The sequence below is a fragment of the Pseudomonas sp. AM8 genome (assembly GCF_036346475.1).
GTDB classification, from domain to species: domain Bacteria; phylum Pseudomonadota; class Gammaproteobacteria; order Pseudomonadales; family Pseudomonadaceae; genus Aquipseudomonas; species Aquipseudomonas marginalis.
Map to the genome: position 1 here is coordinate 1 of NZ_JAOTNX010000009.1, position 24,563 is coordinate 24,563.

At 59.4% G+C, this 24,563-nt stretch carries 23 protein-coding genes; 9 read left to right on the forward strand and 14 right to left on the reverse strand.

The annotated features are described in order from the left end of the window. Positions 1-26 precede the first annotated feature (26 nt). From msrQ to mrcB, 9 genes are all read right to left on the reverse strand, one after another. Complete coding sequence (gene msrQ, locus V3W40_RS20755; protein WP_065925288.1) at positions 27-647, reverse strand: protein-methionine-sulfoxide reductase heme-binding subunit MsrQ; 621 nt, start codon at positions 645-647, stop codon at positions 27-29. Then, on the reverse strand, positions 647-1,660 hold the full coding sequence (gene msrP / locus V3W40_RS20760; RefSeq protein ID WP_065925289.1) for a protein-methionine-sulfoxide reductase catalytic subunit MsrP: 1,014 nt from the start codon (positions 1,658-1,660) through the stop codon (positions 647-649). The genes msrQ and msrP overlap by 1 nt, the downstream gene beginning before the upstream one ends. 63 nt (positions 1,661-1,723) lie before the next feature. Further along, positions 1,724-2,581: a CDP-diacylglycerol--serine O-phosphatidyltransferase gene (gene pssA / locus V3W40_RS20765; protein WP_027605398.1), complete on the reverse strand. Its 858-nt coding sequence runs from the start codon at positions 2,579-2,581 to the stop codon at positions 1,724-1,726. 145 nt (positions 2,582-2,726) lie between these two features. Beyond that, a complete protein-coding gene (gene ilvC / locus V3W40_RS20770; protein WP_003176099.1) occupies positions 2,727-3,743 on the reverse strand; it encodes a ketol-acid reductoisomerase in 1,017 nt (338 codons plus the stop codon). Between the two features lie 47 nt (positions 3,744-3,790). After that, the gene (ilvN, locus tag V3W40_RS20775) at positions 3,791-4,282 is read right to left on the reverse strand and encodes an acetolactate synthase small subunit (RefSeq protein WP_003176102.1); all 492 of its coding nucleotides are present in this window, start codon (positions 4,280-4,282) and stop codon (positions 3,791-3,793) included. Between the two features lie 2 nt (positions 4,283-4,284). After that, positions 4,285-6,009: an acetolactate synthase 3 large subunit gene (locus tag V3W40_RS20780; protein WP_065925350.1), complete on the reverse strand. Its 1,725-nt coding sequence runs from the start codon at positions 6,007-6,009 to the stop codon at positions 4,285-4,287. Between the two features lie 431 nt (positions 6,010-6,440). Then, the gene (locus V3W40_RS20785) at positions 6,441-6,770 is read right to left on the reverse strand and encodes a YqcC family protein (protein ID WP_065925290.1); all 330 of its coding nucleotides are present in this window, start codon (positions 6,768-6,770) and stop codon (positions 6,441-6,443) included. Further along, positions 6,770-7,504, reverse strand: a complete 735-nt coding sequence (locus V3W40_RS20790) for a tetratricopeptide repeat protein (RefSeq protein WP_065925291.1) — start codon at positions 7,502-7,504, stop codon at positions 6,770-6,772. The genes V3W40_RS20785 and V3W40_RS20790 overlap by 1 nt, the downstream gene beginning before the upstream one ends. Positions 7,505-7,520: 16 nt before the next feature. Then, positions 7,521-9,845 carry a penicillin-binding protein 1B gene (mrcB, locus tag V3W40_RS20795; protein ID WP_065938262.1) on the reverse strand — a complete coding sequence of 775 codons (2,325 nt, stop codon included), beginning with the start codon at positions 9,843-9,845 and terminating at the stop codon, positions 7,521-7,523. Positions 9,846-9,963: 118 nt separating this feature from the next. Here mrcB and V3W40_RS20800 point away from each other — a divergent pair, with 118 nt between their 5' ends. From V3W40_RS20800 to V3W40_RS20810, 3 genes are all read left to right on the forward strand, one after another. Continuing rightward, positions 9,964-11,520 (forward strand): bifunctional aminoglycoside phosphotransferase/ATP-binding protein, encoded by a 1,557-nt coding sequence (locus V3W40_RS20800; protein ID WP_330215571.1) that lies wholly within the window; start codon positions 9,964-9,966, stop codon positions 11,518-11,520. Positions 11,521-11,612: 92 nt separating this feature from the next. Beyond that, positions 11,613-11,957, forward strand: a complete 345-nt coding sequence (locus tag V3W40_RS20805; protein ID WP_330215572.1) for a pentapeptide repeat-containing protein — start codon at positions 11,613-11,615, stop codon at positions 11,955-11,957. A gap of 202 nt (positions 11,958-12,159) precedes the next feature. Continuing rightward, positions 12,160-12,432, forward strand: coding sequence for a TfoX/Sxy family protein (locus V3W40_RS20810; RefSeq protein ID WP_027605391.1), 273 nt, complete (start codon positions 12,160-12,162; stop codon positions 12,430-12,432). Between the two features lie 244 nt (positions 12,433-12,676). Here V3W40_RS20810 and V3W40_RS20815 read toward each other — a convergent pair whose 3' ends face one another. Genes V3W40_RS20815 through V3W40_RS20825 form a run of 3 tightly spaced genes read right to left on the reverse strand, consistent with a single transcriptional unit; the run spans position 12,677 to position 15,356 of the window. Beyond that, on the reverse strand, positions 12,677-13,444 hold the full coding sequence (locus tag V3W40_RS20815; RefSeq protein ID WP_065925295.1) for a heme ABC transporter ATP-binding protein: 768 nt from the start codon (positions 13,442-13,444) through the stop codon (positions 12,677-12,679). Next, entirely contained in the window at positions 13,444-14,427 is a 984-nt protein-coding gene (locus V3W40_RS20820; protein ID WP_175539066.1) for a FecCD family ABC transporter permease, read from the reverse strand. Before V3W40_RS20820 ends, V3W40_RS20815 begins: the two co-directional genes overlap by 1 nt. A gap of 50 nt (positions 14,428-14,477) precedes the next feature. Then, positions 14,478-15,356: a heme/hemin ABC transporter substrate-binding protein gene (locus V3W40_RS20825; protein ID WP_065947697.1), complete on the reverse strand. Its 879-nt coding sequence runs from the start codon at positions 15,354-15,356 to the stop codon at positions 14,478-14,480. Between the two features lie 156 nt (positions 15,357-15,512). On the opposite strand from V3W40_RS20825, the gene V3W40_RS20830 reads away from it, so the two are divergent. Continuing rightward, positions 15,513-15,830, forward strand: coding sequence for a Rieske (2Fe-2S) protein (locus V3W40_RS20830; protein WP_027605387.1), 318 nt, complete (start codon positions 15,513-15,515; stop codon positions 15,828-15,830). Here V3W40_RS20830 and sfsA read toward each other — a convergent pair. Both sfsA and V3W40_RS20840 read right to left on the reverse strand, forming a co-directional pair. Beyond that, positions 15,827-16,537: a DNA/RNA nuclease SfsA gene (sfsA, locus tag V3W40_RS20835; RefSeq protein ID WP_065925299.1), complete on the reverse strand. Its 711-nt coding sequence runs from the start codon at positions 16,535-16,537 to the stop codon at positions 15,827-15,829. The two genes, V3W40_RS20830 and sfsA, sit on opposite strands and share 4 nt — an antisense overlap. After that, on the reverse strand, positions 16,537-17,709 hold the full coding sequence (locus V3W40_RS20840; protein WP_330215573.1) for a pyridoxal phosphate-dependent aminotransferase: 1,173 nt from the start codon (positions 17,707-17,709) through the stop codon (positions 16,537-16,539). The genes sfsA and V3W40_RS20840 overlap by 1 nt, the downstream gene beginning before the upstream one ends. Positions 17,710-18,029: 320 nt before the next feature. On the opposite strand from V3W40_RS20840, the gene dksA reads away from it, so the two are divergent. The 5 genes from dksA to V3W40_RS20865 all read left to right on the forward strand — a co-directional run bounded on the left by dksA (position 18,030) and on the right by V3W40_RS20865 (position 24,188). Beyond that, entirely contained in the window at positions 18,030-18,464 is a 435-nt protein-coding gene (gene dksA, locus V3W40_RS20845; RefSeq protein WP_005791430.1) for an RNA polymerase-binding protein DksA, read from the forward strand. A gap of 83 nt (positions 18,465-18,547) precedes the next feature. Beyond that, positions 18,548-19,435: a tRNA glutamyl-Q(34) synthetase GluQRS gene (gene gluQRS / locus V3W40_RS20850; protein ID WP_137212046.1), complete on the forward strand. Its 888-nt coding sequence runs from the start codon at positions 18,548-18,550 to the stop codon at positions 19,433-19,435. Positions 19,436-19,611: 176 nt separating this feature from the next. Continuing rightward, positions 19,612-19,788, forward strand: coding sequence for a hypothetical protein (locus tag V3W40_RS20855; RefSeq protein WP_003176118.1), 177 nt, complete (start codon positions 19,612-19,614; stop codon positions 19,786-19,788). After that, positions 19,772-22,726 carry a sensor histidine kinase gene (locus tag V3W40_RS20860; RefSeq protein WP_330215574.1) on the forward strand — a complete coding sequence of 985 codons (2,955 nt, stop codon included), beginning with the start codon at positions 19,772-19,774 and terminating at the stop codon, positions 22,724-22,726. Before V3W40_RS20855 ends, V3W40_RS20860 begins: the two co-directional genes overlap by 17 nt. Positions 22,727-22,748: 22 nt before the next feature. Next, entirely contained in the window at positions 22,749-24,188 is a 1,440-nt protein-coding gene (locus V3W40_RS20865) for a sigma-54-dependent transcriptional regulator (protein ID WP_065925302.1), read from the forward strand. The last annotated feature ends 375 nt before the right edge of the window (positions 24,189-24,563 follow it).

Consider the following 24,563-nt stretch of genomic DNA (forward strand, 5'->3'; position numbering starts at 1 on the left):
GTCTACAATCTGCGGTCAAGCGTTAATTACGCTTTTGTTGCAGTGGGTGCTTTTTTAGTAATAAGTCGGGGGATTCGGCGCGCCACTGGCGGTACACGCAGTACCAGAAGCAACGCACCTATAGAAGCATAGATAGCCCATTCCTTCAGATCAGCTCGCACGATCCACAGCATGTGCAACAGACCAAGCCCAAGAATCACATACACCAGCCGATGCAGCTTCTTCCAGCGACTACCCAGTCGGCGTTGGCTATAGCGATTAGAAGTCACCGCCAACACAAACAAAGACAAGAACCCCAGCGCCCCCACAATAATGTAGGGCCGCTTACGCAGCTCCACACCCAATTGCGACCAATCCAGCCCCAGGACAAACACACAGTAAGCCGCTAAATGCGCCACTACATAAGCAAAGCACCACAATCCAAGCTGCCGGCGCACCGCGATCCACCCCGCCCAACCGCTCAGTTTCTGCAGCGGCGTCATTCCAAGGGTAATCAGCAAGAGGATCAGGGTACCCAGGCCAAGCCGATCAACCAGCACCTTGCCCGGATCCGGCCCCAAGGCAAAACTCCATGCCTCATACAGCCATAATAACGGCCACACTGCCGCAGCTATAAAAACGCCAATGCGCCAGATGGGGTAACGCATCAGTAGTTCTTCCGCAGATCGAGGCCTGTATATAAAGAGGCAACCTCATCCGAGTAGCCATTGAACATCTGCGTCTCACGCACATTGGGACTGAACAGCCCACTTGGCAGACGACGCTCCCGCGCCTGGGTCCAGCGGGGATGATCCACCGTAGGGTTCACATTCGCATAGAAGCCATATTCATCCGCCGCAATACTCTGCCAAGTGGTTTTGGGCTGCTCGCTTACAAGACTGATACGCACGATGGATTTCACGCTCTTGAAACCGTACTTCCAAGGTACGACCAGACGTAACGGTGCACCGTTCTGATTGGGCAACTCGCGCCCATACATGCCAACGGCCAGAATCGCCAAAGGGTTCATCGCTTCATCCAGACGCAGCCCTTCTACATAAGGCCAGTCGATCAAGCCAAAACTCGAACGCTGCCCAGGCATGCTCTTGGCATCCTGGAGGGTTTCAAAGCGGATGTATTTGGCCTTGGAGGTCGGCTCAACCTGCTTGAGTAAGGCAGAGATCGGAAAACCCATCCACGGGATGACCATCGACCACGCCTCGACACAGCGTAAACGGTAGATCCGCTCTTCTAATTGATAGGGCTTCATGAAGTCTTCAAGGGCGTAACGCCCCGGCTTTGCGACCTCACCATCGATCACCACACTCCAGGGCTCGGTCTTGAGCGAGCCCGCATTTTTCGCAGGATCGCCCTTGTCTGTACCGAACTCGTAGAAGTTGTTGTAGTGGGTTGCGTCCTTGAACGGGGTGATGGGCTCATCCTTGACCGTCACCGCCTGCCATTTCGTTGCCGGCAATTTTTCGGCAAACCAATTGGGCGCCTTGCCAGGCTCAACATCGGGATAACGCGCGGCCTCGTCAGCACTGGCCCAACGCGGCAGGCTGCTGGCAGCAATGCTGGCAAGCGCACCACCGAGCAAGCTACGGCGAGAAAGGTAGAAGGATTCAGGCGTGACATCCGATTCTTGGCAATCGGACGCTTTGGGCAATTTGATTAACATGGCAACTCCGCAGCATTGGAGAACTGATGCACCAATAGACTGCGGAGTATGGGGGAAATTACATTAAGGCAACGTTTTGTCCCGACGCATATGCAGCAAGTACTGAATCGGCCCCGAAGCGGCGTAGACCAGGAAGGCCAATAGCAGGATCCGAGGAGGATCACTGAAGACCACCGCGAACACCAATACCACTGCCAGGATCGCCACGAAAGGCACACGCCCTTTGAGATCAAGCTCCTTGAAGCTGTTGTACTTGATGTTGCTGACCATCAGCATACCGGCCGCAGCAACCATCAACGCCACCAGGAACGACATTTTTGAACCCTGGATGCCGTAGTCACTGAACGCCCAGACGATACCCGCGACCACGCCCGCTGCCGCCGGACTGGCCAGACCAATGAAGTAACGCTTGTCAGCAGTACCCACCTGGGTATTGAAGCGCGCCAGACGCAACGCCGCACCCGCGACATAGATGAAGGCGACCATCCAACCAACCTTGCCCATGTCCCCCAGCGCCCAGGCGAAGGCCAGCAGTGCAGGCGCAACACCAAAGGCAACCATGTCCGATAGCGAGTCATACTCGGCACCGAAGGCGCTTTGGGTGTTGGTCATGCGCGCCACGCGACCATCAAGGCCGTCCAGCACCATGGCCACAAAGATTGCGATGGCAGCAAAGCCGAAATACTTGCTGGCGCTCGCCGCATCACCCGCCGCCAGGGCACTTTGGGCACTCATTGAGTTGATGATGGAATAGAACCCGGCAAACAGGTTTGCCGTAGTGAACAGATTGGGCAGCAAATAGATGCCACGATGCCGGACCTTACGGCCTTCAGCGTCATGCCCTTCTTCGACATGTTCATCGATCGGTAGCAGGCTTTCGGCGTCAGAAGCCTGGCTTGGCTCTTCGGGACGTTCGCTCATGGACTTTACCTTGCAACGGTGTGAAAAAAATTCGACCAATACTTGCGGCGAGTGTTCGCCCGCAAACGATGCAGCTTTATACCAGAACCCGCCCCTCAAACGAAAAAACGCGGCCTAAGCCGCGTTTTCTGTTGATACGTACGACTTAGTTTTTGGCTTTGTCGACGATCTTGTTGGCACCGATCCACGGCATCATGGAGCGCAGTTGCTCGCCGATGACTTCGATACCGTGAGCAGCGTTGTTACGACGCTTGGCGGTCATCGAAGGGTAGCCGGTAGCACCTTCGCTGATGAACATTTTGGCGTACTCGCCGTCCTGAATACGTTTCAGGGCGTTGCGCATAGCTTGGCGGGACTCGGCGTTGATCACTTCCGGGCCAGTCACGTACTCGCCGTATTCGGCGTTGTTGGAGATCGAGTAGTTCATGTTGGCGATACCGCCTTCGTACATGAGGTCAACGATCAGCTTCAGTTCGTGCAGGCATTCGAAGTAGGCCATTTCCGGCGCGTAGCCAGCTTCAACCAGGGTTTCGAAACCGGCTTTAACCAGCTCAACGGTACCGCCGCACAGAACGGCCTGCTCGCCGAACAGGTCGGTTTCGGTCTCGTCCTTGAAGGTGGTTTCGATGATGCCGGTACGACCGCCACCTACGCCGGCAGCGTAAGACAGCGCAACGTTCTTGGCATTGCCCGAAGCATCCTGGTAGATCGCGATCAGGTCAGGGATACCACCGCCTTTGACGAACTCGGAGCGTACGGTGTGGCCCGGTGCTTTCGGCGCAATCATGATCACGTCGAGGTCAGCGCGCGGTACAACCTGGTTGTAGTGGATCGCGAAGCCGTGGGAGAAGGCCAGGGTGGCGCCCTTTTTGATGTTCGGCTCGATTTCGTTCTTGTACAGCGCGGACTGGAACTCGTCCGGGGTCAGGATCATGACCAGGTCGGCTGCAGCAACGGCGGAAGCAACGTCAGTCACTTTCAGGCCGTGAGCTTCGGCTTTGGCAACGGTGGCCGAGCCTTTACGCAGGCCAACAGTCACGTCAACGCCGGAGTCTTTCAGGTTGCAAGCTTGCGCGTGCCCCTGGGAGCCGTAGCCGATGATGGCGACTTTCTTGCCCTGGATGATCGACAGGTCACAATCTTTATCGTAATAAACTTTCATGAGGTTCCTCTATATATCCAGGCCGTAAGGCCATTCGCTAATTTGGGTTAGATGCTGAGTACTTTGTCGCCACGGGCAATCCCGGTGACACCACTGCGTACCGTTTCCAGAATCGAGGCCGTCCCGATCGACTGGATGAAGCTGTCCAGCTTGTCGCTCGTACCGGTCAGTTGAACGGTATAAACACTGGCGCTCACATCGACGATCTGCCCGCGATAAATATCGGTAGTGCGCTTGATCTCGGCACGTTGAGCACCCGTGGCCTTGACCTTGACCAGCATCAGCTCGCGCTCGATGTGGGCGCTTTCCGACAGGTCGACCAACTTGACCACTTCGATCAGCTTGTTGAGGTTCTTGGTGATCTGCTCGATCACCTCATCGTGGCCCACGGTGGTCAACGTCAGGCGCGACAGGGTCGGGTCTTCGGTCGGTGCCACGGTCAGGCTTTCGATGTTGTAGTTGCGTTGCGAAAACAGGCCGACAACACGAGACAGAGCGCCGGGTTCGTTCTCCAGAAGCAGGGAGATAATGTGCCGCATGATTAAGTACGCTCCGTCTTGTTCAGCCACATATCGCGCATGGAGCCGTCTTTGATCTGCATCGGGTAGACGTGCTCGCTGGTATCCACTTGAATATCGAGGAACACCAGGCGGTCCTTCATGGCGAACGCCTCTTCCATCTTCGGCTTCAGATCTTTCAGATCAGTGATGCGAATGCCGACGTGGCCATAGGCTTCAACCAACTTGATGAAATCCGGAAGCGATTCCATGTAGGAATGGGAGTGACGGCTACCGTAGCTCATGTCCTGCCACTGACGAACCATACCCAGCACACCGTTGTTCAAGCACACGATTTTCACCGGAAGACCGTACTGCAGGCACGTCGACAGTTCCTGGATGTTCATCTGAATGCTGCCTTCACCGGTGACGCACGCGACGTCAGAGTCCGGGAAACTCAGTTTCACACCCATAGCTGCTGGGAAACCAAAGCCCATCGTGCCCAGGCCACCGGAGTTGATCCAGCGGTTAGGCTTGTCGAACTTGTAATACTGCGCGGCGAACATCTGGTGCTGGCCCACATCGGAGGTCACAAAGGCGTCGCCCTTGGTCACTTCGCAGAGGGTCTCGATCACGGTTTGTGGCTTGATGATGCTGCCGTCACCCTTGTCGTAAGGAAACAGGCCGCGGTCACCGCGCCATTCGTCGATCTGCTTCCACCAACTGGCAACGGATTCCTTGTTCGGCGTCTCACCGATGTCCTTGAGCGCAGCAACCATTTCGGTCAATACACTTTCAACAGGACCTACGATCGGCACGTCGGCCTTGATGGTCTTGGAGATGGACGCCGGGTCGATGTCGATATGGATGATCTTGGCATTCGGGCAGAACTTGCTCGCGCCATTGATCACGCGGTCATCGAAACGTGCGCCCACTGCCAGGATCACGTCGGCATGGTGCATGGTCAGGTTGGCGGTGTAGCTGCCGTGCATGCCCAGCATGCCCACGAACTGACGGTCCGTACCCGGGAATGCGCCGAGGCCCATCAGGGTGTTGGTGACCGGCAGGTTGAGCAGCTTGGCCAGTTCGGTCAGCGGTGCAGAACCGCCGCCCAGGATCACGCCACCACCTGAGTACAACACGGGACGCTTGGCCGCCAGGAGCATTTCTGCCGCCTTGCGGATTTGGCCCGAGTGCCCACGAACGGCCGGGCTATAGGAACGCAGCTTGGCTTTCTTCGGGAAAACGTATTCGAATTTTTCAGCCGGGTTGGTCATGTCTTTCGGGATATCGACCACGACAGGACCCGGGCGACCGGACTGCGCGAGGTAGAAGGCCTTTTTCATGACGTCCGGAATTTCCGAGGCATGCTTGATCATGAAGCTGTGTTTCACGATCGGCCGGGAGATACCGATCATGTCGGTTTCCTGGAACGCATCGGTCCCCACCATGGTGCTTGGCACCTGGCCGGAAATGATCACCATCGGGATGGAGTCCATATAAGCAGTCGCGATGCCAGTAATGGCATTGGTTGCGCCTGGACCGGACGTTACCAGTACCACACCGGCTTTACCGGTGGCACGGGCATAACCGTCAGCCATATGGGTCGCGGCCTGTTCGTGGCGAACCAGGATGTGGGTAACAGCCGGTTCCTTGAACAGTGCGTCGTAAACATGCAGCAGAGCACCACCTGGGTACCCGTAGATATAGTCGACGCCTTCGTCACGCAAAAAGCGGACGAGCATCTCACCGCCAGATAAAAGCTCCACGTTGTTCACCTCTAAAACGCCAGAATACCGTCCGTTTAAAACCGACGGGTCTTAATAGGTTTACTTCTCAACAGAGCATGAGCGACGGTGGTCGCCGACTACGTCAGCACTGACTGAGCAAGTATTGGGATCGTCCCAAGTGTTGCGGGCTTTTCCCACCCAGCGCGAGGTAACGCGTTGCGGGTGTAACAGGTCGGCGCGGATGTGCGCCTCATGATCTGCTGAGCGGGCCTGCTTCTGGCAGTCCCGATACAGCGGACTTTGGATTCTTCTGTTTCAGGCCTCTCAAGTCAAGCAATAATTGCGCTTTTTTCCAACTAAGCGCATGAGAACGTAGAAGAAAGGGCTTTGAGGAGGGATAAAACTCGCCTGAATGTCGTCAAGCGGTAGAAATGTGCGCAAGACTGCCGGAAAAACCGGCAGCCAGGCAATTAACGAGCGTCGACGATCAGTTGATCGAACTTTTTCAGCGCGTTACGTAAACCAAGACTCTCCTGAGGCCGATCGGCATAGACCATCTCGGCCATTTCGAGAATGCCTGACGCATTGGGCAACGGCAGGTCCTCTTCGAGAATCTGTTTCATGCGCACCAGAAAAATCCATTGCAACCACTGGTGGAAGTCCAGTGAGTCGACCGCAAACGGCTCGACGCTGCTGAGCGCCTCGGTGCTGGGGGACACTTCGTCCCACCAGCCCTGCACGCGCAATTCGCGCTCGATCAGCAATAACTGTTCGGCAATCGCTGGAAACCGAGCATCCATCAGAGGCTGACCTTGGCTTTTTGCCGAGCCTGGGCAGCGCCGGCGGCGTCACCTTGTGCCGCACGCGCATCGCCGATCAACGCCCACAGGCTGGCTTGCAGGTCGGGACGACCGTTGGCCAGCGTGAGACCACGACGAGCAAATTGTTCGGCCTGGGGCGCATCACCCTGGGCCATGCGCACCTGGGCAAGGCGATACAGCACTTGCGGCTCGCGCGGAGCAACACGTTGCGCACGCTCAAGGCTGGATGACGCACCATTCAAGTCACCACCCGCCTGCTGTTGCTGCGCGGTGGTCAGCAACGCCAGCACCGGGCCGTCCAATTGCTCGTCGGCTGACAAGCCGCCAGCGCTGGAGGACGATGGAATGCCGCTCGGCGTCGACGGCATGGTGTAGGTACCCTGGTTGATCGGCGCGGTCTGCATCGGCGCGGAATCGATCGGCCCGGAGGTGCTTGGCCCAGGCGTCCAAGGCTCGGCACTGATTGGCGCCGAGGTAGCTGCACCGCCGCCCGGCACCATCACGACCACACCCGAATCCTGCGGCACGGCCTGAGGCCTGGCCTGGGCCGGACGGTTGGTCACGGTTTGGCGGAAACCGCCATTGGCCGATATCCGGTCATTATTGGAGACAGCTGTACTCGAATCCACCACAGGAATAGAGCCGCGCTGCACGCTGGAGCAACCGCCGAGCAAAGCCAGAGCTGTAATAGCTGGAATCCACCACTTGTTCACTTGAAACCCTCTTTGCTTAATTCATCCAGCCCTTGACCCAATCCATCACCGATTCCGCATCTGCAGGGGCTCCGCCACCGCACGCAGCACCGGCTGGTGGTTCGCTGCCGCGAATATACGGCATCTGCACCGCGCCCGGACAGTTGGCATCGGAGCCCTGGCCGGTATGCGGATCAATCCAGGCCTGCACGATGTTATCCGGCTGCGGCATGTTCAGCGGCAGCGGGTCGGCCTTGCGCATGAAACTGGTCCAGACCTGCAATGCGCCAGTGGCGCCGGTGAATGGTGTCTTGCCATTATCGTCACGGCCCAGCCACACCACGGCGAGCACATCCTGGCCGAAACCGGCGAACCAGCTGTCACGGGAGTCGTTACTGGTACCGGTCTTGCCCGCCAGTGTCAGGTTGGAAGGCAAGACTTTATAGACCGAGCTGCCGGTACCTTCACGCATCACACGCTGCATGGCGTTCTGGATCAGATAGATGGAGCCCGCATCGAAACGCTGCTGAATCTGGAAAGGATAGCGCTTGAGCGGCTCCCCCTCCGCCGTCAGTACACTGCGGATCCCGCGCATCGGGGTGTTGAAGCCACCGTTGGCGAGGGTCTGGTACATGGTCGCCACTTCAATCGGCGTCATGGCACCGGCACCCAGCAGAATCGACGGGAAAGCCGGGAATTCGCGGGTGATGCCCAGGCGCGCGAGTGTCTTGAGGACATTCGGCACGCCAACCTCCAAGCCGAGCCGGGACGTGGAAATGTTGTAGGAATGGGCCAAGCCCTGGTACAGGAACACCGTGCCGTGGGAGCGGCGATCAAAGTTCTGCGGCGTCCAGACCTGGCCGTCCCCTCCTTTGACCGACAGTGGATCATCCGACAGCCAGCTGGTGAGGGTGTATTTGCTCGGTTTTTCCAGCGCCGTCAGATAGACCGCCGGCTTGACCAGCGAGCCGATCGGCCGCACGGCATCCAGTGCGCGGTTGAAACCGGCAAAGCTGGCCTGACGACTGCCGATCATGGCCTGGACTTCACCGGTTTCCGGGTTGGTCACCACCATGGCGGCTTCTACTTCGTCGGCGCCCTTACGGCCCGTCAGGCGCTTGAAGGTGTCGTTGACCGACGCTTCTGCCTTCATCTGCAGGATCGGGTCGAAACTGGTGAAGATCCGCAGGCCTTCTTCGGTCAAGTCTTCGTCGCGGTAGTCTTCACGCAACTGGCGCTTTACCAGATCGATAAAGCCTGGGAATGAACTGTCCGCCAACTTCCCGCGGGTTGTCACACCCAGTGGCATTTTCTTCGCCGCGGCCACTTGTTCCGCCGTGGCAACGCCTTGCTGTTCAAGCACATCGAGCACCAGGTTACGGCGCTCAAGCGCACGCTCCGGATTGCGACGCGGGTTGTAGTAGGAAGGCCCCTTGACCATGCCCACCAACAAGGCCACTTGATGCAGCTTCAACTCCGACAGCGGCTGACCGAAAAAGAACTGGCTGGCCAAACCGAAGCCGTGCACCGCGCGCTGACCATCCTGGCCGACGAATACCTCGTTGAGGTACGCCTCAAGGATCTCCTGCTTGCTGTAGTGCAGCTCGAGCAGCATCGCCATCATGGCTTCGGTGAGCTTACGGGTCAGGCTGCGCTCGTTGGTCAGGTAGAAGTTCTTCACCAACTGCTGGGTCAGCGTACTGCCGCCCTGGGTCATCCTGCCTCCGGATGTATTCACCCAGACAGCACGGGCAATCGACTTCGGCGAAACGCCCCAGTGACTATAAAAGTCGCGGTCCTCTACAGCCACCAACGTTTCCAGTAGATACGGCGGCACCTGATCAAGCTTGATCAGGATGCGATCTTCAAGGTTCTTCGGGTAAATCCCGCCGATCATCAGCGGTTCCAGGCGTACCACCGGCAACTTCGAACCGTTAAGGGAGGACAGTTCGGCCACGTAGTCGCCGGAGAAGCGCACGCGCACAGGCTGGGCTTTCTCCAGGCCTTCATAGAACTGAAAGCCGCGGGTATTGAGGTCGACGGTGTTGCCGCTGACCGCAGCCGCCCCCGGACCATTGCTCACGGGTTCGCGTCGATAGCCCAGGGCGTCGAGTTCGGTGAGGAAGTCATCCTTGCTCAGCTTCTGGCCGGTGAACAGTTCCAGCGGGCGTGCGTACACCTTGGCCGGGATAGTCCAGCGCTTGCCGGAGAACTTCTCCTGGACCACAGCGTCGAGGTAGACCGCAAAGCCAGCGAGCACCACAAGGCCTACCAGGCCGAGCTTGAGCGCCCAGCCAAGCCACGGGCGCAGGCCGCGGGAAGGAGGTTTTTTACGGGAACGGGGAGATCGGGTTCGAGTCATGGCGGCGGATTATACGCACTTTATTGATGATCAACATGAGCCGGACAGCGGTTTGCACGACCGCCCGTAGCAGCCATAATGCGCGCCATGATTTCCCCCCGACTCTGAAGGATCGCCCGTGAGCCAGTCACTGATCGCAGCCCTGCAAAACCCGGCTTTGTACCCTCATCCGGTTGAAGCGTTCCAAGTCATCGAAACGCATATTTCATGGGTCATCTTGACCGGCCCCTACGCTTATAAATTGAAAAAACCGATGAACTTCGGGTTCCTGGACTTCACCGACCTGGAGAAACGCGGGCACTTCTGCAACGAAGAGCTGCGCCTCAACCAACGCCTGACAACGGATCTGTATCTGGAAGTGTTGCCGATTACCGGCACTGCCGAAGCCCCACAATTGGGTGGCGACGGCCCGGTGATCGAATATGCCCTGAAGATGCGTCAGTTCCCGCAAAGCCAACTGCTCAGCACCCTGCAAGCCAATGGCGAATTGACCGCCGCGCACATCGATGAAATGGCCAGGCAGATCGCACGCTTTCACCTCGCCGCACCAAAAGTGCCGCAGGACCACGCGGCCGGCACCCCCGATGAAGTGATGGCGCCGGTACGGCAGAACTTCGACCAGATCCGCCCATTCCTCAGCGACAAGGCCGACCTGATTCAACTGGAAGCCCTGCAAGCCTGGGCCGAAAGCAGCTTCGAGCGCCTGAAACCGCTGCTGGCACAGCGCAAGCTCGACGGTTTCACCCGCGAGTGCCACGGTGACATCCACCTCGGCAACGCCACCTTGATTGACGGCAACGTGGTGATCTTCGACTGCATCGAGTTCAACGAGCCGTTTCGCTTCACCGATGTGTACGCCGACACCGCTTTCCTGGCCATGGACCTGGAAGACCGCGGCCTCAAGTCCCTGGCGCGGCGCTTTATCAGCCAGTACCTGGAACTGACCGGTGACTATCAGGGCCTTGAAGTGCTGAACTTCTACAAAGCCTACCGCGCCCTGGTACGTGCCAAGGTGGCGCTGTTCAGCATGCCGAGCGAGGCAAGCCCGGTGCAGCGCGCCACGACCCTGCGCCAATACCGCAACTACGCCAACCTGGCGGAAAGCTACAGCACCATTCCATCGCGCTTCCTGGCAATTACCCATGGCGTCTCGGCAGTGGGCAAAAGCCACGTGGCCATGCGCCTGGTGGAAGCATTGGGCGCTGTACGCCTGCGCTCGGACGTGGAGCGCAAGCGCATGTTCGGCGAGCAGCAGGTGGAAAACACGCCCCAGGCCGGCATCTATGCATCCGACGCCAGCGCCAGGACCTACGCTCGCTTGAATGACATCGCGGATACCGTGCTGCGCGCCGGCTTCCCGGTAGTACTGGATGCCACCTTCCTCAAACGCGAACAACGCGACGCCGCAGCCAAGGTGGCCGAAGCCACGGGGGCGCCGTTCCTGATCCTGGACTGCAACGCGCCACAGGCGGTTATCACCAGTTGGTTGGCGCAACGTCAGGCCGACAAAAACGATCCATCCGACGCGACCCTGAGCGTTATCGAAGAACAACAGGCCAACCGTGACCCACTGACCGCCGAAGAACTGTTGCTGAGTAAACGCGTCGAGACCAACCAAAGTGGAACCCTCGATGCGTTGGTCGCACAAATTCGCCAGCGGCTGCCAGGCCTGTAAGAAAAATTTCTTGGGCGTGTCGTCTACTTGGACGCACGCCCAAGAAATAGTGGCACTATAATGGCATCATAAATCCAACAGGAGTCGTTTTCATGAGTCAGCCCAAGCTTCTAGATACACCGCTCTACGCACTCCTGCATAAAGACGATATTCGTGGCTTCAATCAGGCACGCCCGGCAGGCGGCATTATCGACATGCGCGGCGGCGACTTCCGTGGGCTGGACTTGCGCGACCTGAACGCCACCGGCGTGGACTTCACCGACGCGTATTTCCGCTCCACCGACTTGCGCGGCCTGGATTTGCGCGACTGCTCAATGGAAGGCGCCAGCCTGGCCCATGCGCAGATTTCGGGCACCTACTTCCCGCCTGAATTGACTGCCGATGAGATCCTCATGTCGGTCAATTTCGGCACGCGCCTGCGCTACCGCACCAAGTAACATTCGATCCAAGCCCGACTACGCGCAACGCGTAGCGGGTGCTTCACGCCTGCCCAGCGTCAAAATCCCCGCGCCATTCTTATAAGCTTTTTGGCCGTTTCGGACCAAAGAACTACGCTTTTCCTACTGAGCGCTACACTGCTGTTCAGGCCTGCCTGGTCACGATACCCACCGCACCATTCGGCCGTCGCAAGGAGGCTTGATGAACGATGAGCTGCAACACCTGAAAAACCTTGGCAAGACGTCAGCGCAGTGGCTGCATGCGGTGGGCATCCACAGTGCATCCGACTTGCGTCGCCTGGGAGCGGTCGATGCGTATCGAGCCGTCAGGACTCGCGGGTTTCGCGCATCAAAAGTGTTGCTCTATGCGATCGAAGGGGCCCTGATGGACGTGCACTGGAATGATATTCCGGTCGAGCGTAAGGAGGCGTTGAACCGCCAGCTGGATGCCATTTCAGCGCGTCAGAAGAGCTAGGTCGTCGGCAAGGCCCAATGTTTACGCGCACTTCGAACGGACGTTTGAGGAAAACCGCAGATCCTTCAAAAACAACTGTTGACTCTCAAATGAGAATCGTTATGATTATCACAACTGGTCGCGAGATCAGCCGATAACTGAAAGACCATTGGTTCGGACTCTCAGATTATCTCCTCATCAGGCTAATCACGGTTATTTGACCCGGCTTTTGCCGGGTCTTTTTTTGCCTGTGAAAAAGCACGCCTCAGCGAGCAATGATTAACGGATGCCCACGCTCTGGGTGCGGCTGAACCAATACTTCCAAACCAAACACGGCCTTAAGCGGCTCGGGCCGCAGCACCTGCGCCGGTGTATCCAAGGCGTGGGGACGGCCCTGCTCCAGCAGCAAAATGCGATCACAGTAGCGCGCAGCCAGGTTCAGGTCATGGAGGATCACCAGCACCGCTGCACCACGATCGGCAAAGCGGCGGATCGCTTGCAGGGTCGTGTGCTGATGCAGGGGGTCCAGCATCGATGTCGGCTCATCCAGCAGCAATGTCTGCCCCGACTCACCTGGCCATAGTTGCGCCAGCACCCGCGCGAAGTGCACACGTTGACGCTCGCCGCCAGACAGCGCCAAGTAACTGCGACCTTTCAAGTGTGCGACGTCTGCCGCCAGCAAGGCTGCGTGGATAATTTCATCATCGCGCACACGCCCCGCCTGGTGGGGCAAACGGCCCATGCCGACCACCTCTTCGACACGGAACGCGAAGTCCAGGGTCGAGGTTTGTGGCAACACCGCCAGCCGCTGCGCGCGCTGCGGTCCGCTCCAGTCTTTCAACGCCTGCTGCCCCAACCACACCTCGCCCTGATCCGGATGCAACTCACCGCACAACGCCCCCAGCAACGTACTCTTACCCGCGCCATTGGGACCCAGCACACCGATCACTTCACCCGGCAACAACTCCAGAGTGACGTCCGCCAGCACGACCTTGTGGCCACGCCGGATCTGCAGGTCTTCAACACGCAGCATCAGGCACGCCCCCGTAACAACAGGTAAAGAAAAAACGGCGCGCCAATAAACGCAGTCACGATACCAATCGGCAATTCAGCCGGTGCCAAGGCCAGTCGCGCAACCAAGTCGGCAAACAGCAACAAACTCGCGCCCGCCAATATCGACGCCGGCAGCAGCACGCGGTGATCAGGCCCGGCCAGCAACCTGACCAGATGCGGCACCACCAGCCCGACAAAACCAATCATGCCCGCCGCAGCCACCGCAGCACCTACACCTAATGCGGTACAGAACACCAACTCGCGCTTGAGCCCTTCAACATCAATTCCCAGGTGATTGGCTTCGGATTCACCGAGCAACAGCGCATTCAATGCCTTGGCCCGGCGCGGCAACCAGAGCGCCACACCGGCACTGACCAGCAATAAGGGCCATAACCGCGAATAGCTCGCGCCGTTGAGGCTGCCAAGGTTCCAGAACGTCAGGGTACGCAGGGTGGCGTCGTCCGCCAGGTAGGTGAACAGGCCCACCGCCGAGCTTGCCAGTGCAGTGAGGGCAATGCCGGCAAGCAGCATCGTCGCCACATTGGTCTGACCGTTACGACGCCCCAGTCGATAAACCAGCGCGGTCACGCCCAGCCCGCCTAGAAACGCGCACAGCGACAGCACATAAGGCCCGAATGCCTCCGGTAACCCACCAAAAAATGCACCGCCGACAATGGCGATTGCCGCCCCCAGTGCCGCCCCGCTGGAAACCCCGACCAACCCCGGATCGGCCAACGGGTTACGAAACAACCCTTGCATGGCCACGCCCGACAACGCCAATACGCCGCCAACCGCCAAACCGAGCAACGTACGCGGCAAACGAATCTGCCCCAGGATCAACTCAGCCTGTTCCAGGCCTTGCGCCTCTATCGGCACGCCCATCAAGCGCAATGCCGCCTTGAGCGTATCCAGCAGCGGCAAGCTCACCGGCCCCAACGCCAACGAAAGCCAGGTCGCCAACAGGCATAACAGCGCCAGCCCGATGAACAGCGTTTTCGGTTTAACCAGAATGGTCATGGGGCGGGTTTAGCCTGTGACGGATAAAAGCCAGCCGAGAGCTTCACAAGACTTTGCGGCAGACGAGGCCCGAGCCCGCCAACCAGCAGGGTCGGGTCAAGCTCGAACACGCGGCCACGCTTGGCCGCCGGCGTCGAAGCCAGGATCGGATTCTCCTTGAACAACGCCGCGCGCGCCGCGTCCCCCGTGAGGGCGCGGTCGGCAAATACCAGCATATCCGGGCTCAACCCCGCCAACGACTCCACCGAAAACGGCTTGTAACCGCTGTGCGTGGCCAGGTTACGCCCGCCGGCCTGCTGCAACACCCAATCGCCCGCCGTGTCCCTACCGGCAATCAGCGGCTTGCCGCCAGCATGACCGATCAGCAGCAACACGCCAGGTGCCTTCTGCGAGGCCCGTGCCTTGGCGACCCAGCTTTTCTGCTGATCAAGCGCCTGTTCATATGCGGTAAACAATTCACTGGCCTTGGCCTCATCTCCCAGCAACTTACCCAAGTGCTGAAGATTACCCTTCAAAGTCGGCAAATCCGGCTGCGCCGAGAACATTTCCACTTGGACGCCCGCACTGCGAATCTGCGCCAGCACCGGCGGCGGCCCCATCTCTTCAGTCCCCACCAGCACCTGTGGGCGCAGGCTGAGAATGCCTTCGGCCGACAATTGCCGCTGATAGCCGATACTTGGCAACGCCTTGAGCGATTCAGGATGCTGGCTGGTGGTGTCCACGCCAACCAACTTCGGCTCACCGCCCAACGCCGTGACCCATTCCGACAGCGCCCCACCGGCACTCACCCAGCGTTGTGGCAGTTCAGAGGCTTGCGCCCCATGGTTGACCAGCAGTCCGACAACAAGCGCAATAGCGCTGGCACTCAGGCGCATAACAGGGTTTCCTTCCAAGGGCAGGGCCTTTCGAGCACCCATCGATGTGACAGATAACCCCTGCCGGGCATCGAACTGAGCACCCAGTCAGCTAACGGGCGAAGCCGGCATTTGATAATTGTTTGCATTTGAACGTCAAGGCACTTAAGGATTGAAATGAAGTTTCTCTGCCCCTCGGACACGCTCGCGCCCAACAGCAGCCTCGGATTTACGATGGATGGCACGCCGCTGCTGGCGGTACGCCGGGACGGCATCGCCTACTTCTATATCAACCGCTGCCCACATCGCGGCATTCCACTGGAGTGGCAACCCGACCGGTTCCTAGACGACAGCGCCAGCCTGATCCAGTGCGCCACCCATGGCGCGCTGTTCCTGATCGAAAGCGGCGAGTGCATTGCCGGCCCATGCGCAGGTAAAAGCCTCAAGGCCCTGCGCGGTCGCGAAGACGCGCAGGGCCTGTGGGTGGATCTCTAGTCGAGCAGCACGTCTAAACGACGGTCCACGCAAATCTCCTCGGACGTCACGCGCACCCCATACGCCAATACTTCCACCCCGGCGGCTTTAGCCTCGCGCAAGGCCGCACCATAGGCGGCATCGATTTCCAGCGCTGGGCGCACAGCGTCAATCCCCGAGAGGTTGACGCAATACAACTGCACCGCCCGTACCCCTTCACGCGCCAGATGCGCCAGTTCCCGCAGGTGCTTGGCGCCACGCTGGGTCACCGCATCGGGGAAAGCGGCAACCCGGGTGCCATCAAACCCCAGCGTGACACTTTTGACTTCCACATACGCCGCGCCGTCGGGATATTCGAGACGAAAGTCGATGCGGCTTTTCTCCTGGCCGTAAGGCACTTCCCGCTTCAACGCGGTGAAACCGTTGAGTTCAGTGATCACGCCAGCGCGCAACGCCTCCTCGACCAACGGATTGGCGCGTGCCGTGTTAACGCACGCCAAGCGGCCCTGGGGCGTTTCGGCAATTTCCCAGGTGCCGGGCAACTTGCGCTTGGGGTCATTGGAGCGACTGAACCAGACCTGCCCGCCTTCCACCATGCAATTGAGCATCGAACCGGTATTTGGGCAGTGAATAGTCAACAACTCGCCGGTAACGGTTTCGATATCGGTGAGAAAGCGCTTATAGCGGCGAATCAGCCGGCCTTCTTCGAGGGGAGGATAAAAACGCATCAGCCTTGCCAGCTCCGCAGGCCACGCTGGATTCGTTCCACCGCCTCCTGTAGTCGATCAAGGTTTTGCGTGTAGGCAAAGCGCACATGATGGCCCGCTTGATAGCGGCCAAAATCCAGACCGGGGGTAAAGGCGACATGCTCGGTTTCTAGGAAATGACGACAAAATGCGAAGGCATCTGTGCCGAACGCACTGATATCGGCATACAAATAGAACGCACCTTCCGGCTCTACGGCAATCCCGAAGCCCAACTCGCGCAAGGCGGGCAGCAGGAAATCGCGACGCCGGCCAAATTCGGCACGGCGCTCCTCCAGAATGCTCAGGGTCTGCGGGGTAAAGCAGGCGAGCGCGGCATACTGGGCCATGCTGGGCGCGCTGATATACAGATTTTGCGCCAGTTTTTCCAGGTCGCCGACCGCAGCTGGCGGCGCCACCAGCCAGCCCAGGCGCCAACCGGTCATGCCGAAATACTTCGAAAAACTATTCAGGACGAAGGCCTCATCGTCGACCTCCAGCACGCTGGCGGCGTCAGTGCCGTAGGTCAGGCCGTGATAGATCTCATCCACCACCAGATGGCCGTTACGCGCCCTGATTGCGTCGGAAAGCCCGGCTAATTCATCACGCGTGAGGATCGTGCCGGTGGGATTCGCCGGGGAGGCAACCAACGCGCCCACGCTGTCCTGATCCCAGTGTTTGGCCACCAGGTCAGCGGTCAGTTGATAACGCACGTCAGGGCCTACCGGCACCAGTTGCGCGGCACCTTCCACCAGGCGCAGGAAGTGCCGGTTACACGGGTAACCCGGGTCTGCCAGCAGCCAATGCTTGCCGGGGTCCACCAACAGACTGCTGGCCAGCAACAGTGCGCCGGAGCCCCCGGGAGTGATCAGGATACGCTCGGGATCGACGTTCAATCCGTAGCGCTGCTGGTAGAAACCGCTGATGGCTTCACGCAATTCCGGCAGGCCACGGGCCGCGGTATAGCGGGTCTTGCCATTGGCCAACGCCGCCTGGCCGGCCTGGATGATCGGCTCGGCCGTGGTGAAATCCGGCTCGCCGATCTCCAAGTGGATCACATCATGGCCTGCCGCTTGCAGCTCATTGGCTCGCGCCAGCAACGCCATGACATGAAAAGGTTCGATGGCGCGACTGCGCGCACTGTAGGGCTGAGCCATTAGCCTTCCTTAACGGTGAGGACAAAATCAGGATTCTACCGAACCCTCGCGGTAAAACATGCTCTATTGCCTGCCTGGCCGTCCAAGATGAACCCGGCAAGCGCTTGCAAAACGACTAAAATCAACATTCGAGACGATGCATACCCAGCCACAGCGGGCTGCTGCAGTTGGCAACCCCTGCGTGACGGGCGTCGACAACCGGGAGTGGCGCACCCTGAATCTATCTGGTAAGTTCGCCCGCTTGCAGCCGCAGGGCCGGCAGGTGTCGGTGACGTTGCAATCCTGCGCAATGGATTAGAAGAGTGAGAGGCGGTCTATTCATGTCCACCCAAGCAAAGCAACAGAGCATCAGCGGCTTCCAACCCTACGTTGAATCGAAGGGTGAGGAATACATGGGCAAGCCCATGCGCGAGCACTTCTCCAAAATCCTGAAGCAGTGGAAGCAGGACTTGATGCAGGAAGTCGACCGCACGGTTGACCATATGAAGGATGAAGCGGCCAACTTCCCGGACCCGGCAGACCGTGCCAGCCAGGAAGAAGAGTTCGCCCTAGAACTGCGCGCCCGTGATCGCGAGCGCAAGCTGATCAAGAAAATCGACAAGACGTTGCAACTGATCGAAGACGAAGAATACGGCTGGTGCGAATCCTGCGGTGTCGAGATCGGTATCCGTCGCCTGGAAGCCCGTCCTACTGCGGACCTCTGCGTAGATTGCAAGACCTTGGCTGAAATCAAGGAAAAACAGGTCGGCAAGTGATCCAGCCGAGCTGAACGAATGGGGCGTGCGAACGCCCCATTTTCGTTTCTGGGATTTACCGATTTTCCAGTAGTATCCGACCCATGACTGCCTCTACCTATATCGGGCGTTTCGCCCCCACGCCCAGCGGCCATTTGCACTTCGGTTCCCTGGTCGCCGCCCTCGCCTCCTACCTCGATGCCCGCGCCAATCACGGCCGCTGGCTGATGCGCATGGAAGACCTCGACCCTCCCCGCGAAGAGCCCGGCGCCCAGGCGGCAATCCTGCATGCCCTGGAGAGCTACGGTTTTGAGTGGGATGGCGAACTGGTCCGACAAAGCGAGCGGCATGACGCCTACGCCAAGGTACTGAACGATATGTTCAACCACGGCCTGGCCTACGCCTGTACCTGTTCACGTAAACAATTGGAGCCCTACGACGGGATTTACCCAGGCCTGTGCCGAAATGCCGGTCACGACCAGCAGGACGCCGCCATCCGCCTGCGTGTTCCCGAGTTGGAGTACCACTTTACTGACCGCGTACAAGGAGAATTCCGACAACACCTGGGCCGTGACGTCGGCGACTTCGTCATCCGTCGCCGCGATGGCCTCTACGCCTATCAACTGGCCGTGGTGCTCGACGATGCCTGGCAAGGGGTTACCGATATCGTGCGCGGCGCCGATCTGCTCGACTCCACGCCACGCCAACTGTACCTGCAGGAGTTGCTGGGCCTGCGCCAGCCGCGCTATCTGCACGTACCGTTGATCGTCCAGCCGGACGGTAACAAGCTGGGCAAATCCTATCGTTCCCCGCCGCTGAATCCCGACCAGGCCACGCCGCTGCTATTGAGAGCCCTGCGCGCCCTTGGCCAGCAGCCTGGCGACGAACTGCTTCATGCCAGCCCACGGGAGTTGCTGGATTGGGGCATTGTGCACTGGGATGCCAGCAGGATCCCACGCACACTGACCCTGGCCGAAGCGCAATTACGCTGAAGGCGCTTGCAGCCTGCCAGCCATCCGTTACCATCGCGTAGGAGCGAGCTTGCTCGCGAAAAACTCCCAGGCAACACGTTTATCCAGGATGTACGCGTTTAGGTTAGCGCCCTTCGCGAGCAAGCTCGCTCCTACAGAAAACCGTTGCATTACCGCACTCTCAATCAAAGGCCAACATGTACATCTATCGATTGGTCCTGCTGCTGGTCGTCGGGATCTACCTGTTTTCCCCCGCCATCATGGATTGGTGGATCGACGCCACGGGCGCCTGGTATCGCCCCTATCTGCTGTGGCTGATCCTGATCGTCGTGACCTTCATCCTGCAGAGCCAAAAAGATGCCGATGAGCTTTAGCCTCACTCAGATGCTGCTGATCAGCGCCGCTTACCTGGCCGCGTTGTTCGGCGTCGCCTGGATCAGTGAGCGCGGAATGATTCCGCGGGCGATCATTCGCCATCCGTTGACCTACACCTTGTCCCTCGGCGTGTACGCCAGCGCCTGGGCGTTCTATGGCACCGTCGGCCTGGCCTATCAATACGGCTACGGCTTTCTCTCCAGCTACCTGGGGGTGTCAGGTGCATTCCTACTGGCACCGGTGCTGCTGTACCCGATCCTGAAAATTACTCGCACCTATCAGCTGTCGTCCCTGGCCGACCTGTTCGCCTTCCGCTTCCGCAGCACGTGGGCCGGGGCATTGACCACGGTATTCATGCTGATCGGCGTGCTGCCCTTGCTGGCCCTGCAGATCCAGGCGGTGGCCGACTCCATCAGCATCCTGACCCGCGAGCCGGTGCAACACCGGGTCGCCCTGGCGTTCTGTGCGCTGATCAGCCTGTTTACGATTTTCTTCGGCTCACGCCACATCGCCACCCGCGAGAAACACGAAGGGCTGGTATTTGCGATTGCGTTCGAATCGGTGATCAAGCTGATCGCCATCGGCGGCGTCGGCCTCTACGCGCTCTATGGCGTGTTCGACGGCCCGCAACAGCTGGAGCTGTGGCTGCTGCAAAACCAGACCGCCCTCGCCGCCCTGCACACGCCGCTGCAGGAAGGCCCATGGCGCACGCTGTTGCTGGTGTTCTTCGCCTCGGCGATCGTAATGCCGCACATGTACCACATGACCTTCACCGAGAACCTCAACCCGCGCTCGCTGGTCAGCGCCAGCTGGGGCTTGCCGCTGTTCCTGCTGTTGATGAGCCTTGCGGTGCCGCTGATCCTCTGGGCCGGCCTGAAACTGGGGGCTACCACCAACCCCGAGTATTTCACCCTGGGTATCGGTATCGCCGCCAATAGCCAGGCGTTGGCGCTGCTGGCGTATGTCGGAGGTTTGTCTGCTGCCAGCGGGCTGATTATCGTCACGACGCTGGCCCTTTCGGGCATGGCCCTCAATCACCTGGTGCTGCCGCTGTACCAGCCGCCCGCCGAAGGCAATATCTACCGCTGGCTGAAATGGACGCGCCGCGCACTCATCGTCGCGATCATCATGGCCGGCTACGGGTTCTACCTGTTGCTCGGCGCCGGGCAAGACCTGGCCAACCTGGGCATTGTCGCGTTTGTCGCCACCTTGCAGTTTCTGCCGGGGGTGCTATCGGTGCTGTACTGGCCGACCGCCAATCGCCGTGGGTTTATCGCCGGGCTGCTGGCCGGGATCCTGGTATGGATCGTCACCATGCTGCTGCCGTTGGTCGGCAACCTGCAGGGTTTCTACATTCCGCTGCTGAACATGATCTACGTGCTGGACGACACCAGTTGGCACATGGCGGCGATTGCCTCGCTGGCCGCCAACGTACTGATGTTCACCCTGATCTCGCTGTTCACCAATGCCAGCCCGGAAGAGACCAGCGCCGCCGAGGCGTGCGCGGTGGATAACGTGCGTCGCCCGCAGCGCCGCGAACTGCACGCGGCCTCGCCCCAGGAATTCGCCACGCAACTGGCCAAGCCCCTCGGTGCCAAGGCGGCTCAGAAGGAAGTCGAGCAGGCGCTGCGCGATCTGTACCTGCCCTTTGACGAGCGCCGCCCGTATGCGCTGCGTCGCCTGCGCGACCGCATCGAAGCCAACCTGTCCGGCCTGATGGGCCCCAGCGTGTCCCAGGACATGGTGGAAACCTTCCTGCCCTACAAGGCCGGCGGCGAAAACTACGTCACCGAAGACATCCATTTCATCGAAAGCCGGCTGGAGGATTACCACTCACGCCTCACCGGCCTGGCGGCCGAACTCGACGCCTTGCGCCGTTACCATCGCCAGACCCTGCAGGAACTGCCGATGGGCGTGTGTTCCCTAGCCAAGGATCAAGAGATCCTGATGTGGAACAAGGCCATGGAAGAACTCACCGGCATCGCCGCGCAACGGGTGGTGGGCTCGCGCCTGAATACCCTGGGCGATCCGTGGAAAGAACTGCTCCAGGGCTTTATCAACCTGCCCGACGAGCATTTGCACAAACAGCACCTGGCCCTCGACGGCCAGACCCGCTGGCTCAACCTGCACAAAGCCGCGATCGATGAACCGTTGGCCCCCGGTAACAGCGGCCTGGTTCTGCTGGTCGAAGACCTGACTGAAACCCAGATGCTCGAGGACAAGCTGGTGCACTCCGAGCGCCTGGCCAGCATTGGTCGCCTGGCAGCGGGCGTGGCCCACGAAATTGGCAACCCGATCACCGGTATCGCCTGCCTCGCGCAAAACCTGCGGGAAGAGCGTGAAGAAGACGGCGAAATCATCGAAATCAGCGGGCAAATCCTCGAACAGACCAAGCGCGTCTCGCGCATCGTGCAGTCGCTGATGAGCTTTGCCCATGCCGGCGGCCATCAGAATCTGGATGAGGCAGTGTGCCTGGCCGAAGTGGCCCAGGATGCCATTGGGCTGCTCGCCTTGAACCGGCGCAATTTCGAAGTACAGTTCTTCAACTTGTGCGACCCCGACCATTGGGTCGACGGCGACTCACAACGCCTGGCCCAAGTGCTGATCAACCTGCTGTCCAACGCCCGTGACGCAACCCCGGCCGGTGGTGCGGTACGCGTCAAGACCGAGGCTTTCGAACATACCGTCGATCTGATCGTCGAAGATGAAGGCAGCGGTATTCCACAGAACATCATGGATCGATTGTTCGAACCTTTCTTCACCACCAAGGACCCGGGTGAAGGTACCGGTCTGGGCCTTGCACTGGTCTATTCCATCGTTGAAGAGCATTATGGACAAATCACCATCGACAGCCCGGCTGACACCGAAAGCCAACGCGGCACCCGTATTCGGGTGACCTTGCCGCGTCATGTCGAAGCGACGTCCGCTGTGAACTGAGACCGTCGAGAGAATTGAATCAATGCCGCACATTTTGATCGTCGAAGACGAAACCATTATCCGCTCTGCCTTGCGTCGCCTGCTTGAACGTAATCAGTACCAGGTCAGCGAAGCCGGCTCGGTGCAGGAAGCACAAGAGCGTTTCAGCATCCCCACGTTCGACCTGATTGTCAGTGACCTGCGCCTGCCGGGCGCGCCGGGCACCGAGTTGATCAAGCTTGGCCAGGGCACTCCGGTACTGATCATGACCAGCTACGCCAGCCTGCGCTCGGCGGTTGATTCCATGAAGATGGGCGCGGTGGACTACATCGCCAAGCCGTTTGACCACGATGAAATGCTCCAGGCCGTGGCCCGCATCCTGCGCGACCGCCAGTCTGCCAGCAGCGCGCCTGCCGAACAGCGCCCCGCCGGCAAGGCCACCAACGGCGCCGACAAACCGGGAGTCGACAACAGCAACGGCGAAATCGGCATCATTGGCTCCTGCCCGCCGATGCAGGACCTGTACGGCAAGATCCGTAAGGTCGCGCCCACCGACTCCAATGTATTGATCCAGGGCGAGTCAGGCACCGGTAAAGAACTGGTGGCCCGCGCCCTGCACAACCTGTCCAAACGCGCCAAGGCGCCGATGATTTCGGTGAACTGTGCGGCGATCCCCGAATCCCTGATCGAGTCCGAACTGTTCGGCCACGAGAAAGGCGCGTTTACCGGCGCCAGCGCTGGGCGTGCGGGCCTGGTGGAAGCGGCGGACGGCGGGACGCTGTTTCTTGATGAAATCGGTGAGTTGCCGCTGGAGGCCCAGGCGCGACTGCTGCGTGTGCTGCAGGAAGGTGAGATTCGACGTGTAGGCTCGGTGCAATCGCAGAAGGTTGACGTACGCCTGATCGCGGCCACCCACCGCGACCTCAAGAGCCTGGCCAAGATCGGTCAATTCCGTGAAGACTTGTATTACCGCCTGCACGTGATCGCGCTCAAATTGCCGGCCCTGCGTGAGCGCGGTGCCGACGTGAATGAGATCGCCAACGCATTCCTGCTGCGCCAGAGTGCACGCATCAACCGTACCGACCTGACGTTCGCGCCGGACGCCGAGCAGGCGATTCGGCATTACTCGTGGCCGGGTAACGTGCGGGAACTGGAGAATGCGGTCGAGCGTGCAGTGATCCTGTCGGAAAGCCCGGAAATTTCCGCCGAGCTGCTGGGTATCGACATTGAGCTCAGTGACTTGGAGGATGACGATTTCATTGGCCTGGCCCCGACACAGGGCGGCGCCAGCAATACCAGCCATGAGCCGACGGAAGATTTGTCACTGGAAGACTACTTCCAGCATTTCGTCCTTGAGCATCAGGACCACATGACCGAGACCGAGCTGGCACGCAAGCTGGGCGTGAGCCGCAAGTGCCTGTGGGAACGCCGCCAGCGCCTGGGCATTCCACGGCGCAAGACCGGGGTGGCCAGCGAAAGCTGAGGGTGCGCCTCCATAGGTAACACCCTCAGATGTGAAAAAACTGTTACCGCGGATATTTCGCGTAACAAAAGCCGGGGCTTACGGTAACGAAGCCCCGGCTTTTTTTTGCCCCTCAAAAACCCAAAACCACCTCAACCCCCCGGTTTTGCTGGGCGTCGCAAAAGTTGGCACGCACCCTGCTATATGCTTAGTACAAAAACAATAACAAGCTTTGTACAAGACAATAAAAATAAGACGAATCGACTCACGCATAACAAAAACAACACGGCGGAGGCGCAGCTAACTGATTCTTTTGGAGAGGCGTTGCATTTGGGGCTTGCCCCGCAACCAGGCCGAGAACAACAAAAACTGCCCTAAGGCAGAGCCTGAACTGGT

Excerpts from the sequence above, each read along its gene's own strand:
- msrQ (WP_065925288.1), bottom strand. The coding sequence starts at position 647 with ATGCGTTACCCCATCTGGCGCATTGGCGTTTTTATAGCTGCGGCAGTG.
- ilvN (WP_003176102.1), bottom strand. The coding sequence starts at position 4,282 with ATGCGGCACATTATCTCCCTGCTTCTGGAGAACGAACCCGGCGCTCTG.
- V3W40_RS20785 (WP_065925290.1), bottom strand. The coding sequence starts at position 6,770 with ATGGATGCTCGGTTTCCAGCGATTGCCGAACAGTTATTGCTGATCGAG.
- V3W40_RS20825 (WP_065947697.1), bottom strand. The coding sequence starts at position 15,356 with ATGCGCCTGAGTGCCAGCGCTATTGCGCTTGTTGTCGGACTGCTGGTC.
- V3W40_RS20855 (WP_003176118.1), top strand. The coding sequence starts at position 19,612 with ATGTACATCTATCGATTGGTCCTGCTGCTGGTCGTCGGGATCTACCTG.
- mrcB (WP_065938262.1), bottom strand. The coding sequence starts at position 9,845 with ATGACTCGAACCCGATCTCCCCGTTCCCGTAAAAAACCTCCTTCCCGC.
- ilvC (WP_003176099.1), bottom strand. The coding sequence starts at position 3,743 with ATGAAAGTTTATTACGATAAAGATTGTGACCTGTCGATCATCCAGGGC.
- V3W40_RS20865 (WP_065925302.1), top strand. The coding sequence starts at position 22,749 with ATGCCGCACATTTTGATCGTCGAAGACGAAACCATTATCCGCTCTGCC.
- msrP (WP_065925289.1), bottom strand. The coding sequence starts at position 1,660 with ATGTTAATCAAATTGCCCAAAGCGTCCGATTGCCAAGAATCGGATGTC.
- sfsA (WP_065925299.1), bottom strand. The coding sequence starts at position 16,537 with ATGCGTTTTTATCCTCCCCTCGAAGAAGGCCGGCTGATTCGCCGCTAT.
- pssA (WP_027605398.1), bottom strand. The coding sequence starts at position 2,581 with ATGAGCGAACGTCCCGAAGAGCCAAGCCAGGCTTCTGACGCCGAAAGC.
- V3W40_RS20840 (WP_330215573.1), bottom strand. The coding sequence starts at position 17,709 with ATGGCTCAGCCCTACAGTGCGCGCAGTCGCGCCATCGAACCTTTTCAT.
- V3W40_RS20805 (WP_330215572.1), top strand. The coding sequence starts at position 11,613 with ATGAGTCAGCCCAAGCTTCTAGATACACCGCTCTACGCACTCCTGCAT.
- V3W40_RS20860 (WP_330215574.1), top strand. The coding sequence starts at position 19,772 with ATGCCGATGAGCTTTAGCCTCACTCAGATGCTGCTGATCAGCGCCGCT.
- V3W40_RS20810 (WP_027605391.1), top strand. The coding sequence starts at position 12,160 with ATGAACGATGAGCTGCAACACCTGAAAAACCTTGGCAAGACGTCAGCG.
- V3W40_RS20815 (WP_065925295.1), bottom strand. The coding sequence starts at position 13,444 with ATGCTGCGTGTTGAAGACCTGCAGATCCGGCGTGGCCACAAGGTCGTG.
- gluQRS (WP_137212046.1), top strand. The coding sequence starts at position 18,548 with ATGACTGCCTCTACCTATATCGGGCGTTTCGCCCCCACGCCCAGCGGC.
- dksA (WP_005791430.1), top strand. The coding sequence starts at position 18,030 with ATGTCCACCCAAGCAAAGCAACAGAGCATCAGCGGCTTCCAACCCTAC.
- V3W40_RS20830 (WP_027605387.1), top strand. The coding sequence starts at position 15,513 with ATGAAGTTTCTCTGCCCCTCGGACACGCTCGCGCCCAACAGCAGCCTC.